The sequence below is a fragment of the Marivita sp. S2033 genome (assembly GCF_046592965.1).
Lineage (GTDB): Bacteria > Pseudomonadota > Alphaproteobacteria > Rhodobacterales > Rhodobacteraceae > Marivita.
Genome location: NZ_JBISBV010000005.1, coordinates 45,441 through 64,071, shown reverse-complemented (window position 1 = coordinate 64,071; position 18,631 = coordinate 45,441). Strand labels below are relative to the sequence as shown.

Annotated in this window: 27 protein-coding genes; 17 read left to right on the top strand and 10 right to left on the bottom strand. The window is 60.5% G+C overall.

Going from position 1 to position 18,631, the window contains the following annotated elements; all coding sequences use genetic code 11:
- Positions 1–21: 21 nt before the first annotated feature.
- The 3 genes from ACGKZZ_RS10395 to ACGKZZ_RS10385 are packed head-to-tail and all read right to left on the bottom strand — an operon-like array spanning position 22 to position 2,272.
- Positions 22–1,530: a phospholipase D family protein gene (locus tag ACGKZZ_RS10395; protein ID WP_411223500.1), complete on the bottom strand. Its 1,509-nt coding sequence runs from the start codon at positions 1,528–1,530 to the stop codon at positions 22–24.
- 36 nt (positions 1,531–1,566) lie between these two features.
- Positions 1,567–2,115 carry an RNA polymerase sigma factor gene (locus ACGKZZ_RS10390; protein ID WP_411223499.1) on the bottom strand — a complete coding sequence of 183 codons (549 nt, stop codon included), beginning with the start codon at positions 2,113–2,115 and terminating at the stop codon, positions 1,567–1,569.
- A complete protein-coding gene (locus tag ACGKZZ_RS10385) occupies positions 2,108–2,272 on the bottom strand; it encodes a NepR family anti-sigma factor (RefSeq protein ID WP_411223498.1) in 165 nt (54 codons plus the stop codon). The genes ACGKZZ_RS10390 and ACGKZZ_RS10385 overlap by 8 nt, the downstream gene beginning before the upstream one ends.
- Before the next feature lie 107 nt (positions 2,273–2,379).
- Here ACGKZZ_RS10385 and ACGKZZ_RS10380 point away from each other — a divergent pair, with 107 nt between their 5' ends.
- Positions 2,380–3,189 carry a response regulator gene (locus ACGKZZ_RS10380; protein ID WP_411223497.1) on the top strand — a complete coding sequence of 270 codons (810 nt, stop codon included), beginning with the start codon at positions 2,380–2,382 and terminating at the stop codon, positions 3,187–3,189.
- A gap of 53 nt (positions 3,190–3,242) precedes the next feature.
- Here ACGKZZ_RS10380 and ACGKZZ_RS10375 read toward each other — a convergent pair whose 3' ends face one another.
- Positions 3,243–3,407 carry a DUF1328 domain-containing protein gene (locus ACGKZZ_RS10375; protein WP_411223496.1) on the bottom strand — a complete coding sequence of 55 codons (165 nt, stop codon included), beginning with the start codon at positions 3,405–3,407 and terminating at the stop codon, positions 3,243–3,245.
- Positions 3,408–3,535: 128 nt separating this feature from the next.
- Here ACGKZZ_RS10375 and ACGKZZ_RS10370 point away from each other — a divergent pair, with 128 nt between their 5' ends.
- On the top strand, positions 3,536–3,886 hold the full coding sequence (locus tag ACGKZZ_RS10370; RefSeq protein ID WP_411223495.1) for a YqjD family protein: 351 nt from the start codon (positions 3,536–3,538) through the stop codon (positions 3,884–3,886).
- Between the two features lie 3 nt (positions 3,887–3,889).
- On the opposite strand, the gene ACGKZZ_RS10365 is transcribed toward ACGKZZ_RS10370, so the two are convergent.
- Positions 3,890–4,258, bottom strand: a complete 369-nt coding sequence (locus ACGKZZ_RS10365) for a hypothetical protein (RefSeq protein WP_411223494.1) — start codon at positions 4,256–4,258, stop codon at positions 3,890–3,892.
- An 81-nt stretch (positions 4,259–4,339) separates the two neighbouring features.
- Here ACGKZZ_RS10365 and ACGKZZ_RS10360 point away from each other — a divergent pair, with 81 nt between their 5' ends.
- The 12 genes from ACGKZZ_RS10360 to ACGKZZ_RS10305 all read left to right on the top strand — a co-directional run bounded on the left by ACGKZZ_RS10360 (position 4,340) and on the right by ACGKZZ_RS10305 (position 11,974).
- Positions 4,340–5,068, top strand: coding sequence for a Crp/Fnr family transcriptional regulator (locus ACGKZZ_RS10360; protein ID WP_411223493.1), 729 nt, complete (start codon positions 4,340–4,342; stop codon positions 5,066–5,068).
- 49 nt (positions 5,069–5,117) lie between these two features.
- Positions 5,118–6,443, top strand: a complete 1,326-nt coding sequence (locus tag ACGKZZ_RS10355) for a dihydrolipoyl dehydrogenase family protein (RefSeq protein ID WP_411223492.1) — start codon at positions 5,118–5,120, stop codon at positions 6,441–6,443.
- A gap of 178 nt (positions 6,444–6,621) precedes the next feature.
- On the top strand, positions 6,622–7,071 hold the full coding sequence (locus ACGKZZ_RS10350; protein ID WP_411223491.1) for a hypothetical protein: 450 nt from the start codon (positions 6,622–6,624) through the stop codon (positions 7,069–7,071).
- Entirely contained in the window at positions 7,071–7,478 is a 408-nt protein-coding gene (locus ACGKZZ_RS10345; RefSeq protein WP_411223490.1) for a phage holin family protein, read from the top strand. Before ACGKZZ_RS10350 ends, ACGKZZ_RS10345 begins: the two co-directional genes overlap by 1 nt.
- On the top strand, positions 7,471–8,250 hold the full coding sequence (locus ACGKZZ_RS10340; protein WP_411223489.1) for a hypothetical protein: 780 nt from the start codon (positions 7,471–7,473) through the stop codon (positions 8,248–8,250). Before ACGKZZ_RS10345 ends, ACGKZZ_RS10340 begins: the two co-directional genes overlap by 8 nt.
- A 20-nt stretch (positions 8,251–8,270) precedes the next feature.
- Entirely contained in the window at positions 8,271–9,278 is a 1,008-nt protein-coding gene (locus ACGKZZ_RS10335; RefSeq protein ID WP_411223488.1) for an AI-2E family transporter, read from the top strand.
- Positions 9,241–10,263, top strand: coding sequence for an amidoligase family protein (locus tag ACGKZZ_RS10330; RefSeq protein WP_411223487.1), 1,023 nt, complete (start codon positions 9,241–9,243; stop codon positions 10,261–10,263). Before ACGKZZ_RS10335 ends, ACGKZZ_RS10330 begins: the two co-directional genes overlap by 38 nt.
- Complete coding sequence (locus ACGKZZ_RS10325; RefSeq protein ID WP_411223486.1) at positions 10,248–10,961, top strand: gamma-glutamyl-gamma-aminobutyrate hydrolase family protein; 714 nt, start codon at positions 10,248–10,250, stop codon at positions 10,959–10,961. The genes ACGKZZ_RS10330 and ACGKZZ_RS10325 overlap by 16 nt, the downstream gene beginning before the upstream one ends.
- 103 nt (positions 10,962–11,064) lie before the next feature.
- Positions 11,065–11,253 carry a hypothetical protein gene (locus ACGKZZ_RS10320; protein WP_411223485.1) on the top strand — a complete coding sequence of 63 codons (189 nt, stop codon included), beginning with the start codon at positions 11,065–11,067 and terminating at the stop codon, positions 11,251–11,253.
- 10 nt (positions 11,254–11,263) lie between these two features.
- On the top strand, positions 11,264–11,527 hold the full coding sequence (locus ACGKZZ_RS10315) for a Rho termination factor N-terminal domain-containing protein (RefSeq protein ID WP_411223484.1): 264 nt from the start codon (positions 11,264–11,266) through the stop codon (positions 11,525–11,527).
- 4 nt (positions 11,528–11,531) lie between these two features.
- Positions 11,532–11,744, top strand: a complete 213-nt coding sequence (locus ACGKZZ_RS10310) for a DUF2945 domain-containing protein (protein ID WP_411223483.1) — start codon at positions 11,532–11,534, stop codon at positions 11,742–11,744.
- A gap of 35 nt (positions 11,745–11,779) precedes the next feature.
- Positions 11,780–11,974, top strand: a complete 195-nt coding sequence (locus ACGKZZ_RS10305; RefSeq protein ID WP_411223482.1) for a PLDc N-terminal domain-containing protein — start codon at positions 11,780–11,782, stop codon at positions 11,972–11,974.
- Between the two features lie 46 nt (positions 11,975–12,020).
- On the opposite strand, the gene ACGKZZ_RS10300 is transcribed toward ACGKZZ_RS10305, so the two are convergent.
- Positions 12,021–12,443: a c-type cytochrome gene (locus ACGKZZ_RS10300; RefSeq protein WP_411223481.1), complete on the bottom strand. Its 423-nt coding sequence runs from the start codon at positions 12,441–12,443 to the stop codon at positions 12,021–12,023.
- Positions 12,444–12,592: 149 nt separating this feature from the next.
- Between ACGKZZ_RS10300 and ACGKZZ_RS10295 the strand changes: the two genes are divergently transcribed.
- Positions 12,593–13,027: a DMT family transporter gene (locus tag ACGKZZ_RS10295; protein WP_411223480.1), complete on the top strand. Its 435-nt coding sequence runs from the start codon at positions 12,593–12,595 to the stop codon at positions 13,025–13,027.
- Between the two features lie 3 nt (positions 13,028–13,030).
- Here ACGKZZ_RS10295 and ACGKZZ_RS10290 read toward each other — a convergent pair whose 3' ends face one another.
- The 3 genes from ACGKZZ_RS10290 to ACGKZZ_RS10280 all read right to left on the bottom strand — a co-directional run bounded on the left by ACGKZZ_RS10290 (position 13,031) and on the right by ACGKZZ_RS10280 (position 15,731).
- Positions 13,031–13,672: a DUF3047 domain-containing protein gene (locus ACGKZZ_RS10290; protein ID WP_411223479.1), complete on the bottom strand. Its 642-nt coding sequence runs from the start codon at positions 13,670–13,672 to the stop codon at positions 13,031–13,033.
- Positions 13,673–13,753: 81 nt separating this feature from the next.
- Positions 13,754–14,452 (bottom strand): ABC transporter ATP-binding protein, encoded by a 699-nt coding sequence (locus ACGKZZ_RS10285; RefSeq protein WP_411223478.1) that lies wholly within the window; start codon positions 14,450–14,452, stop codon positions 13,754–13,756.
- On the bottom strand, positions 14,445–15,731 hold the full coding sequence (locus tag ACGKZZ_RS10280) for a lipoprotein-releasing ABC transporter permease subunit (protein ID WP_411223477.1): 1,287 nt from the start codon (positions 15,729–15,731) through the stop codon (positions 14,445–14,447). The genes ACGKZZ_RS10285 and ACGKZZ_RS10280 overlap by 8 nt, the downstream gene beginning before the upstream one ends.
- Positions 15,732–15,904: 173 nt before the next feature.
- Between ACGKZZ_RS10280 and ACGKZZ_RS10275 the strand changes: the two genes are divergently transcribed.
- Together ACGKZZ_RS10275 and ACGKZZ_RS10270 are read left to right on the top strand one after the other, a co-directional pair.
- Positions 15,905–17,011 (top strand): pyridoxal phosphate-dependent aminotransferase, encoded by a 1,107-nt coding sequence (locus ACGKZZ_RS10275; protein ID WP_411223476.1) that lies wholly within the window; start codon positions 15,905–15,907, stop codon positions 17,009–17,011.
- A gap of 112 nt (positions 17,012–17,123) precedes the next feature.
- Positions 17,124–17,333: a histidinol phosphate aminotransferase gene (locus ACGKZZ_RS10270; RefSeq protein WP_411223475.1), complete on the top strand. Its 210-nt coding sequence runs from the start codon at positions 17,124–17,126 to the stop codon at positions 17,331–17,333.
- On the opposite strand, the gene ACGKZZ_RS10265 is transcribed toward ACGKZZ_RS10270, so the two are convergent.
- A complete protein-coding gene (locus ACGKZZ_RS10265; RefSeq protein WP_411223474.1) occupies positions 17,322–18,518 on the bottom strand; it encodes a pyridoxal-phosphate-dependent aminotransferase family protein in 1,197 nt (398 codons plus the stop codon). The genes ACGKZZ_RS10270 and ACGKZZ_RS10265 overlap by 12 nt on opposite strands.
- Positions 18,519–18,631: the final 113 nt, after the last annotated feature.

Sequence of the window (18,631 nt, the reverse complement as noted above, 5' to 3'; positions counted from 1 at the left end):
ACAGTCGAAAGCCGAATTCGCTCAGACAACGTTTTCCGTGACGCCGGGCAGGCGTTGAGCGGTTTCCGCCAAGTTATCCGGGTCGTGCGGAACAAGGAACCCCGAACGGTTCTCCGGCAGGCAAACACTGTTCCTTGCGATTTTCTCGTCCCACCAGGGAAACAGCGTCGCGCAGTCGAACGCGTCTTTTGCCAGCGGTTCGAACCACCAATGATTAAGGATCTTGTTTCTCACGATCGTCAAGCGCTCCGGCGCGGTGATCTCGATCGCGGCCTCGGTATCCCAACGCATGGAGCGGCCATTCAGATTGCCCGATCCGATGACGGCATAGTCATCATCGCGAATAAGCACCTTGTTGTGGACATAGACGATCGGAGATCCGCGAAGTGTGGGAAGCCCGTCACGCGCTGCCATGACAGGTCGTACAGGTGACGCGAAAATCGCACGGTCGCCAAATCCCTGCGCAATGATGTGCAACGCGTCTTTCTGTAGCGCCATGCCGAATTGCGCGTCGAGACTGTGCGCGCCGTCAAAGGCAACATCGTCGGGCAACGCTGGCAGGACCATCACCAGACGTAGATCGGTGTTCTTGGCCGCAGCTTCGGCCAACGCGTCGGCGATGACTCCGGACCGCATGAATTGCGTCTCGATGTGAAGCAGATGCCTGGCGGTCCGAAACGCCATCAAATGCGCTTCCTCGATCTCGCGCAGCACCGTGCGCGGGGACAGAAACGGAAACTGGATACGTCGCGGGGCAGACGCTGTGCGCTTGATGGATTTCAAGGCGGGCGGCTCAACCCGTCCGTCGGTGACACCGATGAAAGTTTCAAGATGTGCCTTGGCCTCTGCAACCTCGGGTCCATTGCGCAGGATGACTTGGACATCGGACCATGTTTCAGAGGCCGGCCGGTCATGCTCGGTCGTATCATACCGGCGCTCGTTGAGGTCCAGACCGCCAATGAACAGCGTGTCGTCGTCGATCACGGCCAGCTTTTGATGATGCGTCGCCGTGCGCAGTTCCGGCGCTGCCTTCTGGTCGAGCAGAACGGCCTGACGCGACAGGCGCGCTTCGTCCAGACGCTTCATGCGCGACCATTTGAGCTTGAACGCCCCCGGCAGCAAGGCAACCCACGGCAACGCCCCGGCGCGGGCCGCATGAAGGGCGGCATGAACCGTCACCTGCCCCGGTTTCGCCTCGGCAATTTCGGCCATGGCGAGTGTTTGGCGCACCGTTTGCCACGACAGCTCGTGCAGCGACGTGCCCATGACCGGATCGAAATCGCTCACGATCAGCCTGAGCCGGACGCCCTTGCGTATGACGTGCTCCAGGAGATCGAACCAGTCTTCCCCGATGTCGCGCGCAGCGTCAGAGCGCAACTTGGTTCGCAGGTCGAAGATACGGAAAGATGCATCAATTTCGGATTCAGCATTCAAAATGGCCCGCTCGAATGCGGGCCAGGCTTCTTCTGCTGTGATAAGCACATCGAAATCGGCAAGCGTATCGGTGCGCACGTCAGCGCTTGGATGCATCACGTCCGGTCCAGTTGGTTTCTAAAGAAAGTAAAGTTACGCAACGCTTCTCTGATTGGCGACGATCCCGCTGGTGACGATGTCGGTCGCTTCCATCACCTCATCGTCGTTCAACTGCATCAGTACCGTCAATTGCCGACGCGCACGGTTGACGCGGCTCTTGATTGTGCCGACCGCGACGCCGCATGTTTCGGCAGCCTCTTCGTAGGAAAATCCCCCGGCTCCGACCAGAACCAACGCTTCGCGCTGCTCGACGTTCAACTGATCGAATGCGCGGTTGAAATCCCGCATTTGCAATCGCCCATCATGGTCAGGCTTCTGTGACAGAGAGGCCGACAGTTCACCATCGACATCCGACACTTCGCGCCGTGCCTTGCGGTGATGCGAATAGTAGGTGTTGCGCAAAATCGTGAACAGCCACGCGCGCATATTGGTGCCGGGCTGGTATGAATCGATCTTGGTCCACGCTTTGACCAGCGCGTCCTGAACCATATCATCGGCAAGGGCCGAATTTCTCGTGAGGCTCATCGCAAATGCGCGCATGGCGCTAAGGTGTTCGACGATCTCTTCACGAGGATCAGTCATTCTTGTTCTCCGATTTCGTTTTTTCAGCTTCCCGAAGTTGGTTCAGCAGTTCCGTAAAGCGGTCTGGCACTTCCTGGCTTGCGACGTCATCATAGGCGCGTTTAAGGTTGGCTTCTATCGCCTGCTCGAGACTTGACATTTTGCGTTCCTGTTTCATGTAGCCCTTCAAATGGAAAAAGACGGTTCCACGCTCATCCTGCGGAACTTAACGTGTAATGGCGCGTTTGGTTCCCGAATAATACGACTAAGTGGGAGCTTAAATTAATGTCGACCGAACAGCCCAAAGACCTGACCGCGAAAATTGGCGCATGCCTTCCCTACCTTCGGCGCTATGCGCGGGCACTGACTGGTTCTCAGGAGCAGGGTGATAAATATGCGGTGGCAACGCTCGAAGCGATCCTCAGCGATCCGTCCGCATTCGACAACAGCTTGCCGGACAAGGTTGCCTTGTTCAAAGTATTCCACTCCATCTGGGCCAGCTCCGGCGCGACCTTCAGCGACGCCGAACAGGGCGTGGCAGCGAAGGCGCAGAAACATCTGTCCGGCCTGACATCGGATACCCGCGAGGCGCTGCTTCTGCACACGATCGAGGAGCTGTCGTTCGAGGATGCCGCCAAGGTGCTGGACGTCAGCGCGGCGGAGGCTGAAAAGCTGGTCGATATCGCGTATACCGAAATGTCCAAGTCGCTTGCCGGCCGCGTGATGATTATCGAAGATGAAGCGATCATCGCGATGGACCTCGAGGCGATCGTGTCGGATATGGGCCATGCCGTGACAGGAATTGCACGCACGGCTGACGCGGCAGTCAAATTGTATCAGACGGAAAAGCCGCACCTGATCATGTCCGACATCCAGTTGGCCGACGATTCGAGCGGGATCGACGCCGTCAATGCGATTGTCGCAAAAGACCCCGACATGCCTGTGATTTTCATCACCGCGTTCCCGGAGCGTCTGCTGACCGGAGAAGGCCCGGAACCGGCGTTCCTGATCGCGAAACCCTATACCGAAGAACAGGTCAGGTCGGCGGTCAGTCAGGCGATGTTCTTCTCATCGACCGAAACCCTGAAAGCCTGAAGCCAAAAAAAACCCCGCTCGATGCGGGGTTTTTTCAACTTTGTAACTTCATCTCACCTTGATCGCAGGGCACGAACGATAAGTGCCACGACGAACAGCGCCAGAAAGATGAAGAACAGGATCTGCGCGATACCCGCAGAGGCTGACGCAATGCCACCAAACCCGAACAGAGCGGCGATCAAGGCGACGACGAGAAAGATAATTGCCCAATACAGCATTTCGTACTCCCAAATTTCATCAGCATGTCTGCACACTCAACCAACACTGTCGCGCGAATGTTCCGGTCATTATTCGCAGGAACTTATTGTCCGGCATGAACGTTGGCGCTTTGAAAGGAGTACATTTCATGGCCAACAACAAAACCACTACGACCGAGGGTCAATCCCCCAACGAGCACAAGAAAGTTCAATCCTCCGGCGAGAGCAGGAAAGAGGCGATTGCCGACAAGGCACGCGACGCAGCGACCACAGCTCAGGAGACCGTTCGCGGGGCTGTCGCAACTGCCGAGCAGCAGGTGCGCGATGCCGCCGATACTGTGGCGGAACGCACGTCCCATATGGTCGAAGTGGGCAGCGAGCGCGCCAGCGCAATGCAAACCGAGTTTGACGATATGGTACGGCGCAACCCCACCGCCGCTGTATTGGGAGCAGTCGGCGTCGGTGTGCTTCTGGGGCTGGCCCTTCGCGGTCGCCACTAAGTCTCAGGTCGACAGGCAGACCTGAGTCAACGCCGCTATAACATCCTCAGTCGTGAAGGGGCGGGCCACAAATCCCGCCCCATCCGAAGATGACAGGTGAGGTGAGTCGTCAATCAGCAGCAATGCTGTCTTGGCGGGATCGACCGCCGCCAGCAGAACCGCCGCCTCGTCAGCCCGAGTATTCAATCCGAAAATCAACAATTTCAACCGATCGCCCGAACAAGCGATCTCTCTCAGCGCCGTCTCGAAATCCCTGACGTGCCGCGCCGGGCCAATGCCCTGCGTCTCGAGAATCTCAAGCAGATCCTCGCCCTCGAGCACGCTGTTCGTCACTACAAGCGCCGTGGTATCCGCGTCGTTCAGATCAGTCATCGAATCGGTTTCCTCCTGTCTGAACCAACAAGTGACATTTGATGCAAAACCCTGCATTAAACTGTGACATAGAGGGACACCATGACAACCGATTGCTTTAATTGCCCGCTGAACAAGCTCGATCTTTTCGAGGACATGTCTCAAGACGAACTCCAATTCATGGATAAATTCAAGACCGGCGAATTGGTGGCACAGCCGGGCACGGAAATTCTTGCCGAAGGGGCGTCATCGTCGCAGCTTTTCAGCGTGCTTCAGGGCATGGGTCTGCGATATAAAACGCTTGATAACGGACGCAGACAGGTCGTCGGTTTCATCATGCCGGGCGATTTTGTCGGCCTGCAAAGCGGCGTCATGGGCGAGATGCAGCACACCGTTGAAGCAACGTCCCGTATGACATTATGCGTTTTCAACAGATCCGAGCTTTGGGACCTGTTCACATCGCAACCAAACCGCGCGTTCGATCTGACCCATGTCGCGGCCACCGAGGAGCATCTTCTCGGCGAGGCGCTCATTGCTGTCGGCCAGATGGACGCCACTGCGAGAATCGCATGGTGCATGAACCGCTTCTTTAACCGGCTCAGCGCTCTCCATCTGAACGAAAACAACCAGGTGCCGCTTCCCTACCGACAGCAGGACATTGCCGACGCGATGGGCCTTTCGCTTGTCCATACGAACAAGACGCTCAAGAAACTGCGCGATGCGGGCGTGATCACTTGGGCCGATGATGCGCTCACCGTCCATCGCCCCGAAGAATTGGCCGCGCTCGGCAAATCCACGGGGCATCCGCTGCAAAGACGCCCGCTGATCTAATCTCGCGCCGCGCGTGCAACCAATCGCGCTGCACCGGCGTTGCGGCACTATGGTAAACTCAAAATCTGACGCGTCGAACACCTTCGACCTCATCGTTGTCGGCGGCGGTTCCGGCGGGCTCTCTTCGGCCAAACGTGCCGCGTCTCACGGCGCCAGGGTCGCATTGATCGAGCGCGACCGCCTCGGCGGGACATGCGTCAATCGCGGGTGTGTGCCCAAGAAACTCATGTGGATGACCGCCAGACAGCGAATCGAAGCGGCGGAACATTATCAGATGGATATCGCGAACGAGCCGCGAATTGACTTCGGCCAGATGCAGACCCGCATCACCGACCATCTCGTTAACCTGAATTCGATGTTTGAAAACCAGCTGTCCGATGCCGGTATCACACTGGTCCGTGGCGCGGCGGAAATCTCGGGCATTGACGATATCCGCGTCAACGGCACCTCCTATACAACCGACAAGCTTCTGCTGGCGACCGGCGCGCGGCCGAAGCGGCTTGATATCCAGGGCGCGGATTTGGCCGATGTCAGCGATGACGTATTCCTTTGGACCCGCCTGCCCGACACTCTCGTGATCATAGGCGGCGGCTATATCGGCTGCGAATTCGCCTCTATCCTCAATGCATTGGGCGTCGATGTTACGCTGGTGAACGAAGACGACCGGCTGCTTGACCAGTTTGCGCGCAGCGCGGGACAGTTGGCGAAAGAGAACATGCAAGCGCAAGGTGTCGAGATGCACCTCGGCGTCACGCCCGATAGGCTCGAGAAGAAGGACGACCATTTGGTCACCCATCTCTCGGACGGAACATCGCTCAAAAGCGAGCGGATTCTGCTCGCGACCGGACGGCAACCCAATGTCGACAAGCTCGGCTCTATCTGCAAAGCGCTCGAGGTCGCGAAATCCGGCGCGCTTGCGATAGATGCCGAATTCACCACGTCGGTGAAAGACGTATTCGCTGTCGGCGATTCCGCCGACCGCCTGCCGCTGACTCCGGTGGCAACCCGCGATGGCACGACATTCGCGGACCAGCAGTTTGGCCCCGGTGCCACGCAGGTCGATCTCGACAAGGTGCCTTCCGCCGTCTTTGTCTATCCACCGGTGGCGCAGGTCGGCACCGTCCCTGACGACATCGAACTGACCTACGGCGACGGGCTGGCCTCAGGTGTTCTCAAGCCCGAGGGACATGGTTGCAATGCCTATGCGCACCACTTTGTTGGCGACACGCTTGCCGGAACCACTCTTGTGCACGCCTCCGCAGCGGAATTGATCGCGCCGTTCGGCGTGCTTGTAAAAGCTGCGGGAAGCAAAGCGATGCTGACGAAAGTCACCGGTGTGCATCCAACATTTGCCGAGGAACTCCTGGGGCGTTGACGCGTTCACTTTTCAGCTAGGAGGACACAATGCCACGCATCTCGCCTGACGCACCGACACCCGCTCACGCGCTGCGCGTTCGCAAAACTGCTTCCTGTCTTTCCGCGATGGTGTCGAAGGTCCACGACCCTCTCGAACAGTCGCTAAACAAGAAATTTCTGTAACGTCGGAGGTTACAATGCCCAACACGAAAAGCACCGCAGACCAAATCAAGGATCGCGCCAGCGAACTGGCGGACGATGCCAAAGAGGCGGTCACCGATACAGCACGCGAAGAAGCAAAGCAGGCTCGCGATAGCGCGATACATCAAGCAGATGCGACAGCCGACGCGGCCAGAGCCGCTGGTTCGGAATTCGATCAAGGGTCGATTCAGGCCGCGGCCATGCAGCAGCTCGGGAACCAGATCGAAAATGTCGCATCGGCCCTTCGCGACAAGCCCGTCGACGAGATGTTCGACGACGTCGTCGTGTTTGCCCGCAAGAATCCGCTGCTGTTTTTGGGTGGCGCTGCAATCCTCGGCTTCGCGGCCGCGCGCTTTATGAAGTCGGGAAACGCGGCGCCGCGCAGCGACTATGCATCGAGTGATCCGTGGGCAGGGTATCTGGACTCGGATTCGGAGACCTATTAATGACACACACCCCGCCCCCGAACGAACCCACAACCATCATCGAACTGATCAGCGCGTCGATTGCCGACGCGCGCGCCCTGATCCGCGCGGAATTTGCACTTGCGAAGACCGAGATATCCGACAATGTCTCGCGCGCCGGCACCGGCCTTGTTTTGTTCGGCATTGCCGCTCTGACCGCGTTCGTCGCCCTGAACGCCTTTGCGGTTGCCGCCGTTTTCGGCGTTGCCGCGCTGGGTGTGCCCTTTGGGTGGTCCGCGCTGATCGTCGCAATCGGCTTTCTTGTCCTGGCTGCCATTTTCGCCCTCGTCGGCAAATCGCGGCTGTCGGTCGATGCCCTGAAACCCAATCGGACGATCGGCCAGATCAAATCCGATGTTCACGCCATGAAGGAGATCACCCGTGTCTGACAAAGATCAACTTGAACGCACCGCAGAAACCCACCGGGCGCATCTGGCGGATCGCCTGAGCAGCCTTGCCTCCTCGGTTAACCCCGAAGCACGTGGAAAACGGGCAATCGGCGAAGCATCCGACATGGGTCAGATGGTCACCAGAGCCGTCCTTGACGGCGCAAAACGCAACCCCGCCGGATTTGCCCTTGTCGGCGTCGGCGCGGCATTGATCGCGCTCACATCGGCACGGTCCCAACACACACCGCGCCCAAGTGCCGGGCTGAAATCCTACGAGGACACCGGCAATTTCGACGATCGCCTTGACCGTGCCGACGCCCACATGAAAGCGAGGAGCCGCGCTGCAAGCGGACATTTCGCGCACAGTCAATCAGCCTCGACCTTGCGCAAGTCGCTCGACAAGGGCTTGGACAAGTTGTCACCAGAGGCGCGCGCCCGCGTGACCAAAGCCCGCCTCAAGGTCATCGACGCGCAGGAAAAGTTTGAATATCAGGCGCACAAGGCATCCGCCCAGGCGCGCGAGGCGCACCAGTCGCAACCCTTCATCACGGGCGCTATTGCCGCCGGAATAGGTGCCGTGATCGGTGCTCTCATTCCGTCAACCAAGGTTGAAGCCGATTTGATGGGCGCCACCCGCGATCAGATGATGCGGGACGCGGAATCCGTTTTGCGCGATGAGATCAGCAAGGTCGAACGCCAAGGCAAGGCCGCCATCGAAAGCGGTATCGCCGAAGCAAAAGCGGAGTTCTCCGACGCCCGCAAGTCCGTGTGATGCTTCGGTCACATAAAAAAATGGCCCAAGTGCAGCTCGTCTGCCTTGGGCTTTTGGCTTTCATAGCCACGGCGTTCGCGCTTCGTGCCGCACAGGGCCTGTTTGCCCCGGTCGTTCTCGGGCTCGTCGTTGGCGTGATCGCCACTCCCGCTGTTCGCCTGCTCAAACGCTCGGGCATTCCACGCGCTGTCAGTGCCAGTATCAGTCTTCTGCTCGTGGTGTTTCTCGGCGTGCTTCTGGTGTCGGTTCTCGGTCCGGTCATGATGGATCTCATCGACCAGATGCCACAGATCGAGGCCGAAATCCGCTTCTGGCTTACCCGGTTGAGCCGCACCATCCGCGGGCTTGAAACGGTGCAGCGCGAGATCGAGGAGTCGCTGGCAGAAGGGGGCGGAGAGGCTGTGGAAGAGGCCTTGCCAAGCCTGATCGACGCGCTTTGGATCGCGCCGAACTTCGCGGCACAATTCCTTACGTTCGCCGGCACTTTCTTTTTCTACAGCCTGACGCAGAACGACATCTATACCAACTTCAAAAAGCAGCAATCCGCATTGCGCAAGGCGGACCGCGCTGTGTCGCATTACTTCGTGACGGTCGCGACCATCAACGCTGTGCTCGGCGGTGCAGTCTTTGCCGCCATGACCGCGATCGGGTTGCCGAACCCGATCCTCTGGGGAACGGCCGCATTTCTGTTGAACTTCGTTCTCTATCTCGGCCCGGTGATCCTGATCGTTGCCTTTCTGGTCGCAGGGCTCACTCAATTCAACGGCGCCTATTCTCTGCTGCCACCGCTGGTCTACTTCCTGCTCAATATGACCGAAGCGCAGTTCGTCACGCCCACGCTCGTCGGCCAACAACTGAGCCTCAACCCCTTGGTCGTGTTTCTGGCCATTGTGTTCGGCCTCTGGCTTTGGGGGCCGCTCGGGGGCATCGTGGCCCTGCCCATCGTTGTCTGGATCAGCGTGTTCGTCATCCAGACAGGGGCACTGGAGGATGACCCGCAAGAGGTGCCTGCCCCGGCGCGTGGCTGACATGGCCACCAACGCCACACCCTTTCCGCCCCTTCCGGTCGCCAAAAAGAGCGACGGCACAGACCGGTTATGCGGGGTCGAGATCGAATTTGCCGGCCCGACCGAGGATCAGACCGCCGAACGTATCGTGCAAGACTTTGGCGGCACGATCAGTAGCGACGGACAACATGGCGTCACCATCAAGAACACAGTGTTCGGAGATATATTCGTCGAACTCGACATCACGCTGCGCAAACGTGATGATGTGCCGTTTCTCAACGAAGGTCTTGATCTCTTTCGAGGCCTGATCCCTGTCGAGGTGGTCACTGCTCCCCTGGATCGAAGGCAAATGGCTGAGTTCAATGCGGTGTGCCGCAGCCTGCGCGACATCGGCGCGATGGGGTCCCGAAAAGGCGTGCTGCACGGGTTTGGCGTGCACCTGAACCCTGATGTGGTCGCGCCGGACGATCGTCATACGTTCGAAACGATCCGCGCATACGGGTTCCTCGAACCCTGGTTGCGCGCGCGCGAGGGCGTTGATCCGACCCGGCGCATGATGCCGTTCGTCGGCGCGTGGCCGAATGCATTTGTTTCGCAACTCGCAACAACCACCTTCACCGACGTGCCCGCTCTGATGCATCTGGCCGCAGATTACATCAAAAGCCGCAACCAAAGCCTTGATCTGCTGCCGCTGTTCAAACACGCCGAACCGGCGCTGTTCAGCAAACTTTTCGCAGAGACCGACAAAACCTCTGCGCGCCCGACGTTTCACTTTCGCCTTCCCGACAGCCGCATCGACGAGCCGGACTGGTCCTTGTTGCAACCCTGGCAGCTTTGGCGTCAGGTCGAACTGGTGGCGGCAAACGCGCCCCTGATGCAAGATCTTGCCGTCGGATGGAGCGACCATGACGCCGCGTGGTTCGAGCGCAAATCCGTTTGGGTCGATACGGTTGACCATCTTCTGGACACGCATGACGTAAAGGTAGAACAATGCCCCGCCCCCTGATCGCAGTGACCACGTCGCAACGCACCGGCTGGCGGGTTTTTCCCTTTATCAACCTTAATCTCTGGTTGAGCGGCGGGCGTGGAACGCGTTGGGGGGTGGGCCGGATTTCCGATCTGGAGCATGTCGACGGCCTGATCATCGGCGGCGGTGACGATATCGGACCAGAGCTTTACGGCGGCACGCTGGGAGTGTCGGCACGCATCGATTCCAGGCGCGACGCGTTGGAGCGACGTCTGGCAGAGGCCGCGCTGGAGCAGAACATCCCCGTCCTCGGGATCTGTCGTGGGGCGCAAATGCTGAACGTGGCATTGGGCGGCACGCTGGATCAATCCGCGTGGGACACCTACGGGCCCGACCGGAAAATCACCACGGTCCTACCCAAGCGCGAGGTGTGCATCGAGACCGACAGCCACCTGTCGCTCATTTCCGGCACCGCGCCCATGCTCGTGAACGCGCTCCACTCCCAGGCCGTCGATCGTCTTGGCTCTGGTCTGCGGGTGTCGGCACGCGACACGCACGGCATGGTGCAGGCCATCGAGCGCATCCGCGATCCGTTTGCCTTGGGGGTGCAATGGCATCCCGAATACCTGTTCTACGCCCACCGCCAGCGCGCGCTTTTCCGCGCTCTGGTCACCTCGGCCACCGCGTACCGCACGAACCGCAACCAAACCAATGCCATGCGTGACCAAATGGCCTGAGCCACATTTCCCCCGTACGATCATCCGCCGCACTCTCGGGGCGGCGGGAACTTTTTGCGCTATGCTGCGTTCCGCCTATAAGCAAATCGCAAAAGAGGTGCCAATGTCCGCCCCGAAAACAAATCTGGAAAAGCAAGAAAAACGTCACCGCCCCGCGCTTTGGGGCATGGCGGCCGTCGCGCTGCTCGTTGCATTGGGATATTTCGTCTATGTGACGTTCCTTGTCGCCGAAGGCGAGACGCCCGGTGAGCCCGAAACCGTCATCGAACCCAACGTCACCGCAACGGACTGAGTGTGCTGACATGACAAAAGATCACGGCCCCTCCATCAAGGACGACGACACCTACGAGGCTTTGCGTGACGAAGGTTACAGCAAGGAATCGGCGGCTCGCATCGCCAACGCTCAGGCAAACGACGATCAAGACCCGTCCAGTAAGGGCGGCAAAGCGCCACCTTATGAGGATTGGACGAAGGACGAGCTATACGACCGCGCTCAGGAGCTCGACATCGAGGGCCGCTCGGACATGTCGAAATCCGAACTGATCAAAGCGTTGAGAGACAGGTAAAAGCATGGCGTATTCCGAAGGTAGCAAGGTCAAGTGGGATTGGGGCAATGGAACCGGCAGCGGGACAGTCACCAAGGTTTACACTCAGAAGATCACGAAAAAGATAAAGGGCTCCGAGGTCACCCGCGACGCCAGCGAAGACGAGCCTGCCTATCTCATCGAACAAGACGATGGCGACGAAGTGCTGAAAAGCCAGAGCGAACTCAGCTCTGTGTGAGCGCGACACCCTGATTACGCCACAGGAAGGTATTCATGGATATTGAAATCACCGGCATCGGAGGCTTCATCCTCCTGGTTCTCGACATCTGGGCGTTTGTGTCCATCATCGGATCAAACAAATCCACCGGATCAAAGGTGTTGTGGTGCCTGCTAGTCCTGCTGTTGCCGCTGCTCGGCTTCATCATCTGGCTTATCGCAGGGCCGCGATCGTCAAAATCAAGCGCATGACCAACCAACCCCGCGTCTCGCGGGGTTTTTCCGTTCCTGCCGCTCCTCAGCGCGTTCGCTGGATACTCTCGATATATTCCAGCAAAGCCACCAGCTTGCGCGGCGTCGGCGTCAAGACGCCGTCGCCGGTATCCAGCGGCACCAGATCGCCTTCCAGCAAGGCGCCGAACTCGGGCATACCCGGTCCCATCATGTCAGTGCGCGTATAACCGTCGATGGTTGACAGAACCTTGGCCTTGGGAAACGTGTTGCGGTTGCGCAGCGAAATCAGCGTCAGGTCGGGGGGAGCTTTGCGCATCGCGCGCGCCATCGAACCGTTGCCCTTGCCATCCGCGCCATGACACACGGCGCAATTTTCCACGAACAGGGCGCGCCCGTCGCTGGCTTGGGGCATTTCTTCTGGCGTGCAGGCCGCCAGCAGCATTGCCGAAGCACTTGCAACAACCAGGCTGAATCTCTGTGCTCGCATCATGGCCTCCTGAGCTCTTTTGACGCCAGAGTGCCTGTCTTTCAGCCGCCGCGCAACCACGCTTGCGCCGCCGGACCGAGCGGTGCCGGGGTGACAATCCCAGCCGTGCGACGCACACTCTGCCAAAACACCCCGACAGGACATGCGCCATGCCGCTCTATGCTTTGACAATGCTCGCCGCCGGGATCGGCATTCCGGTACTTGCGGCCCTCAACGCCGCGCTTGGCGTGCGCCTCGGCTCTCCGGCGGCGGCGGCGCTCGTGCTGTTCTGCGTCGCCTTGGCAGCCGCGGTTATCGTGACGGCCCTGACCGGGGTAAAGGCGATCTCTGGCGTTCCGGCGGCGCCAAAGCATCTGTTTCTGGCCGGGCTTCTGGTGGCGTTCTACGTCCTGTCGATCACCTATATCGCGCCGCATTTCGGAGTTGGAAACGCAGTGTTCTTCGTCTTGCTCGGGCAGTTGATCTCGGCCGCGCTGATCGACCATTACGGCTTGTTCGGCGCGCGCATCAGCCCGCTCGGCCTGACCCGCGCCACCGGCATCGCGGTCATGGCGGCAGGTGTCTGGATCACCCAGCGCGCCTGAGCGTCAATTGATCTGCAATCCGCTGATCGAGGCCCGAATACGGCTGTCGGTATCGTCGCTGTCACCCGACACGGCCACCCCCACCAGCGCGGTTGCCGGCCCGCCAAAAGCGTTGGCAAAATCCCGCGACAGGTTGACCGTCTCGCTGGCACTGCCGGTTCCCGAACCGCGCAGAACGACCGTCTTGCCGCGGCTGCCAAGATAGGGGCTGTCAAGAACCGCGCCCCGTTTGTGCGCCCCGCCCCAGACATAGACAAGCACCCGCGCGGCGTCATTGGTCAGCAACCGGCGCACACTGGCACCCTTCAGGCTGTCTTCCTGCGCGGCGGGGACGAATACGAAATAAAGCGCGAGGTTGCGGTCATCGCCGCCCTTGCGGCGCAGATCCGTTGGCGGCACTCCTTCGCTGACCTGCCAAGACCAACGTGCAGACGTCGCGTCGCGAAACGAGGCATCCAGCGCACGATAGGCGAGCGACACCGCGCCATCCGATGCCACGCTGACGGACGCGCCGTTGAACCCGTAGGAGTTTGACGAGAACAACGAGAATTTCTGCGTTTTCCACGCCCCGTCAAAGGACACGGGTGCTGCGAGAACCGGCGCGGTGGCCAAGGATAGTGCGGCGGCGGAAAGAATACGGAACATTGCTGGCGTCTCTTGATGACAGGTCACCTTCCTAGCAATCCCGATGCGGCTCATGCATCAAACGTTCGCGTGAAGCGCGCGTCAGCGCCGGGTGCCCTGCCCTGTCACCAACCGCCCCTGATCCAGATGCACCTGGCGGTCCATGCGCGCCGCCAGCGCCATGTTATGGGTTGCAATCAGCGCCGAAAGTCCGGTCTCGCGCACCAGTGTCATCAAGGTTTCAAACACCGTATCAGACGTTGCCGGATCAAGGTTGCCCGTCGGTTCGTCCGCCAACAACACCGAGGGTCCGTTCGCCAAGGCCCGACAGAACGCCACACGCTGCTGTTCGCCGCCCGAAAGCTCAGCCGGGCGATGCTGCGCACGCGAGGCAATGCCGACAATCTCCAGCAGCTCCTGCGCCCGCGCATTTGCCTGCGACCGCGCCTTGCCAGCGGCCAGTTGCGGCAGCACGATATTCTCGAGCGCACTGAATTCGGGCAAAAGATGATGGAACTGGTACACAAACCCCACCTCATCCCGCCGCATCACGGTGCGCCTGCGATCCGACTGTCCCGTCACCTGCGCGCCTGCGATCTCGACTGTGCCTTCGTCGGGTGTATCCAACAGCCCCGCGATGTGCAGCAAGGTCGATTTGCCTGCCCCCGACGGCGCCACCAGCGCCACCACCTCGCCGCGCTGCAAGGTCACGTCGATACCGCGCAGCACCTCGACGGCGGCGGGCGATCCGGCGTTGTAGGTCTTGGTGATCCCGGTCAGTTTCAGCGATACATCACTCATAGCGCAGCGCCTCCACCGGGTTCATCCGCGCCGCACGTCGGGCGGGAAAGATCGTCACGATGAAACTCAGCCCCAGCGACAACGCCACCGCGCTCAGAACATCGCCAAGCTGCAACTTCGCCGGAAGTTGATAGATGCCGCGCACCGCCGGATCCCAGACGCCGCCGCCGGCGACGTAATTCACAAAAGAAAAGATCGGGTCGATATAAAGTGCAAACAGACACCCGAGCACGACGCCCGCAATGGTGCCAAGGATTCCGGTAAACGCGCCACAGATGAAAAACACCCGCAGAACCGACCCTTCTGTCAGACCCATCGTGCGCAGGATGCCGATATCGCGGCCCTTGTTCTTGACCAGCATGATCAACCCCGAGACGATGTTCATCGCTGCAATCAGCACGAGGATCGACAGGATGATGAACATCACGTTGTCCTCGATCTCCAGCGCCCGCAGGAACCCTCCGCTCGCGTCCTGCCACGTCCATACCAAGGCCCGCTGGCCTGCCGCCTGAACGATGGGCAGGGTCATATTCTCAACCGCGTCGGGATCGGCCACCATGACCTCGATTTCATCGGCGGCGCCGTCCCGGTTGAAGTAAAGCTGCGCTTCCTCGAACGGCATGTAGACGCGCGTGCGGTCGATGTCATAGCGCCCGGCGGTGAAGACATAGACCACCTCGTAGGCCTTGACGCGCGGGCTGGTGCCAAAGGCGGTGCGCACCCCGTCGGGGGAGATCAGTTTCAGTGTGTCGCCAACGCCAAGCCCCAATTCACGCGCAACCCCCGACCCGATGGCGATACCATCGCCGAACCGTCCGATATCGCCCAGCGCCGTCTCGGGATCGGCGATCCGGGGAATGGTGGCCAGATCGTCGGCCGCAATGCCGAACACCTCGACGCCCGCGTTGCGGCTGTTGGCGGTCGCCATCACCTGCCCTTTCACCAAGGGCGCGGCGCGGGTGACGCCGGGAACGGCGGCGACCCGTTCGGCCAGTTCTGCATAGTCCGGAATGGTGCGCGACACGCGCCCCGCATCATCGGTTTGCGCGCTGTAATAGACGGTGACATGCGCATTGGCGCCAAGGATCGTATCGACGAATTCGGCGCGAAAGCCGGATCTCACGGCAAGCGTCGCGATCAGCGCAAACACCGCCAGGGTGATGCCGATCAGGCTGATCCACGTCATCACGCTCACGCCCCCCTCGGCGCGGCGCGCCCGCAGGTAGCGCCAGGCGATCATCCATTCGAACGGGGCAAAGGGCGGTGGGGTCTGGGCCATGCGGGTCTTTCCAACTATGCGCGCGATAAGTGGAGGCTGGCGGCTTCGGGGTCAAGCACTCCGCCGAAAGGTCCGGAACGGCCCCAATGTTTCGCATGCGAAACAACAGGTCAGCCTTCCTGCCCTTTACGTGCCTCTTGCCCTGCACATCTGCACCCGGCATAGACAAAGGCATGACCGGACCCAGATACCCCGCCCTGATCGCGCAGCTTCCCTCCTCCGTGCCGTTTGTCGGCCCCGAAGTGCAGGAACGCCAACGCGGCAAAGCCTTTCGCGCCCGGCTAGGTGCCAATGAAAACGTGTTCGGGCCGTCGCCCAAGGCCATCGCGGCCATGCAGGACGGCGCGGCGCAGTGTTGGAAATACGGCGATTCCGCCAGTTATGATCTGCGGCAGGCGCTCTCGGCCAAGACCGGCGTGCGCCCCGACAACCTTGTTGTCGGCGAAGGCATCGACGGGTTGCTGGGTTATCTGGTGCGGCTTCTCGTGGCACCCGGAGATCCGGTCGTCACATCCAACGGCGCCTATCCGACCTTCAACTACCACGTCACCGGTTTTGGCGGCGTGCTGCACAAAGTCCCGTACAAGGATGACCACGAAGACCTCGATGCGCTGATGGAGAGGGCGCGCGAGGTGGACGCCAAGATAGTGTATCTGGCCAATCCCGATAATCCGATGGGCAGTTGGCACAGCGGCGCGACAATCGAAAAGGCGCTCGGCGCCCTGCCCGATGGCACGTTGCTGGTGCTGGACGAGGCCTATATCGAATTTGCACCCGATGGCACCAAGCCCGAGATCGACCCCGACGATCCGCGCGTGATCCGGTTGCGCACGTTTTCCAAAGCCTACGGCATGGCAGGCGCGCGGGTGGGATATGCCATTGCCGCACCCGATCTCATCAAGAGCTTTGACAAGGTGCGCAACCATTTCGGCCTGTCGCGCATCTCGCAAGCCGGAGCGCTGGCCGCGCTGCAAGACGAGGACTGGTTGAACAAGGTGATCGCTCTGGTCGCAGGTGCACGCGACCGGATTGGTGAAATCGCGCGGGCCAACGGCCTGACACCGCTCCCCTCGGCGACCAACTTCGTAACAGTGGACTGCGGCGGCGACAGCGCATTTGCCAAGGCGGTTCTGGACGCGCTGGTTGACGACGGTGTGTTCGTGCGCATGCCGTTTGTCGCGCCCGAAGACCGCGCCATCCGGATTGGAACCGGAACGCCGCAAGACCTTGATATTCTCGCAGACGCGCTGCCGCGCGCTTTGGCGAACGCTCGGCGTTAATCTGCCTAATCCGGCTGCGCCATTCCGCCCCTTTTGGATAATTGTGCCTGACGAACCGGTTTTCTGCGCTATCATGCCCTCATGCAAACGTGAGGTTTTCGCGGAGGCGACCATGAGACATCGCACCCCCCGCCGGGTTGAAGATTACACCACGGCCAGTTTGATGCTGATCCTTATAAACCTGCTCTGGATGTTTCTCTTGATCTGGGCGCTGTTTGGGCTGCTGGCAGTGATCCTGACCGGTTGGGTGCTGAACCAGTTGATCACCTGGCTGCAAACCTACCGCGCTCGTCGCGAAATACGCTGGCCGTCAGACGCCTGAAATCACCTTGGCCGCTTGCGCCACGCCCCCTTGGCGATGCGCAATGTCAAGCGCGCCCAGCCCCGCCTCGACCACACCCAAGACGCCCAGAACCATATGTGCATTGACATGGCCCATATGCCCGAAGCGGAAGAACCCGTCGCTGGCGGGATCATCCTTGGTTCCCATGCCAAGCCCGATGCCCAGCGTCACGCCCGCCTCTTCAGCGCACCAGCGGCGCAGTTGGGTTCCCAACGGCTTGCCAATCGTCACCGCAGTGACGGCGTGGCTGCGCGATGCGGGATCAGAGATGTTGAGCCGCAACGGGCCGTCCTGACCCCAATGCTCGCACGCCGCCCAGATCGCGCGGGCCAGCGTCGCGTGGCGGGTCCAGACCGCCTCGATCCCCTCGGCGTGGATCATCTCAAGGGCGGCGCGTAATCCATAAAGATGATGCGTGGGTGCGGTGCCACCGAAATACTGGTAAAACGCATCCGGCGCGGCCCGCGCGCTCCAGTCCCAGTACGCACTGACATGGCGCATCCCCTTGCGGATGTCGGCAGCACGGTCGTTGAAGAAAACGAACCCCAGCCCCGGCGGACACATCAGCCCCTTCTGCGACGCCGCAACCGCCACATCGACACCGCTTGCATCCATCTCGAAGCGGTCACAGCCCAGTCCAGCGATGCAATCGGCCATGAGCAAGGCCGGATGCCCCAGATCGTCAAGCAGCGTGCGCAGCGGCCCGAAATCATTGCGGTTGGAACTGGACGTATCCACATGCACCGCCATCACCGCCTTGTAGGAGTGCGCCGTATCCGCCTTCAGCTTGTCCGCCACGCGCGCCAGATCAATGGGCCCACCATTGCCGAAATTCAGGACATCCGCCTTGATCCCCATGGTCTGGGCAATGCGCGCCCAGCCGAGGGCGAAAAACCCGGTCGCAAGGATCAGCACCTTCTCACCGGCCGCAACGGTGTTGGCCAACGCGGCCTCCCACGCGCCGTGGCCGTTGCAGATATAGATCGCCACGTTCTGATCCGTGCGCGCGACCCGTTTGAGATCGGCGACAATCCCCTCCATCATGTCGGGCAGCTCGCCCTCGTAGATGTTGGGCGAGGCGCGATGCATCGCCCGCAACACCGCGTCCGGCACCACCGAAGGGCCGGGAATGGCAAGATAGGTGCGACCATTTGCAAGCGACATGGAAAACCTCAACAGGCTGGGAATGCCCCGCCGCCGTGACAGGACACGCGGACCCTACCCGCCTGCGCCGCGCCGTCAATAAGCCACGGCGCTTGCCAGCACGCGCCGCAATC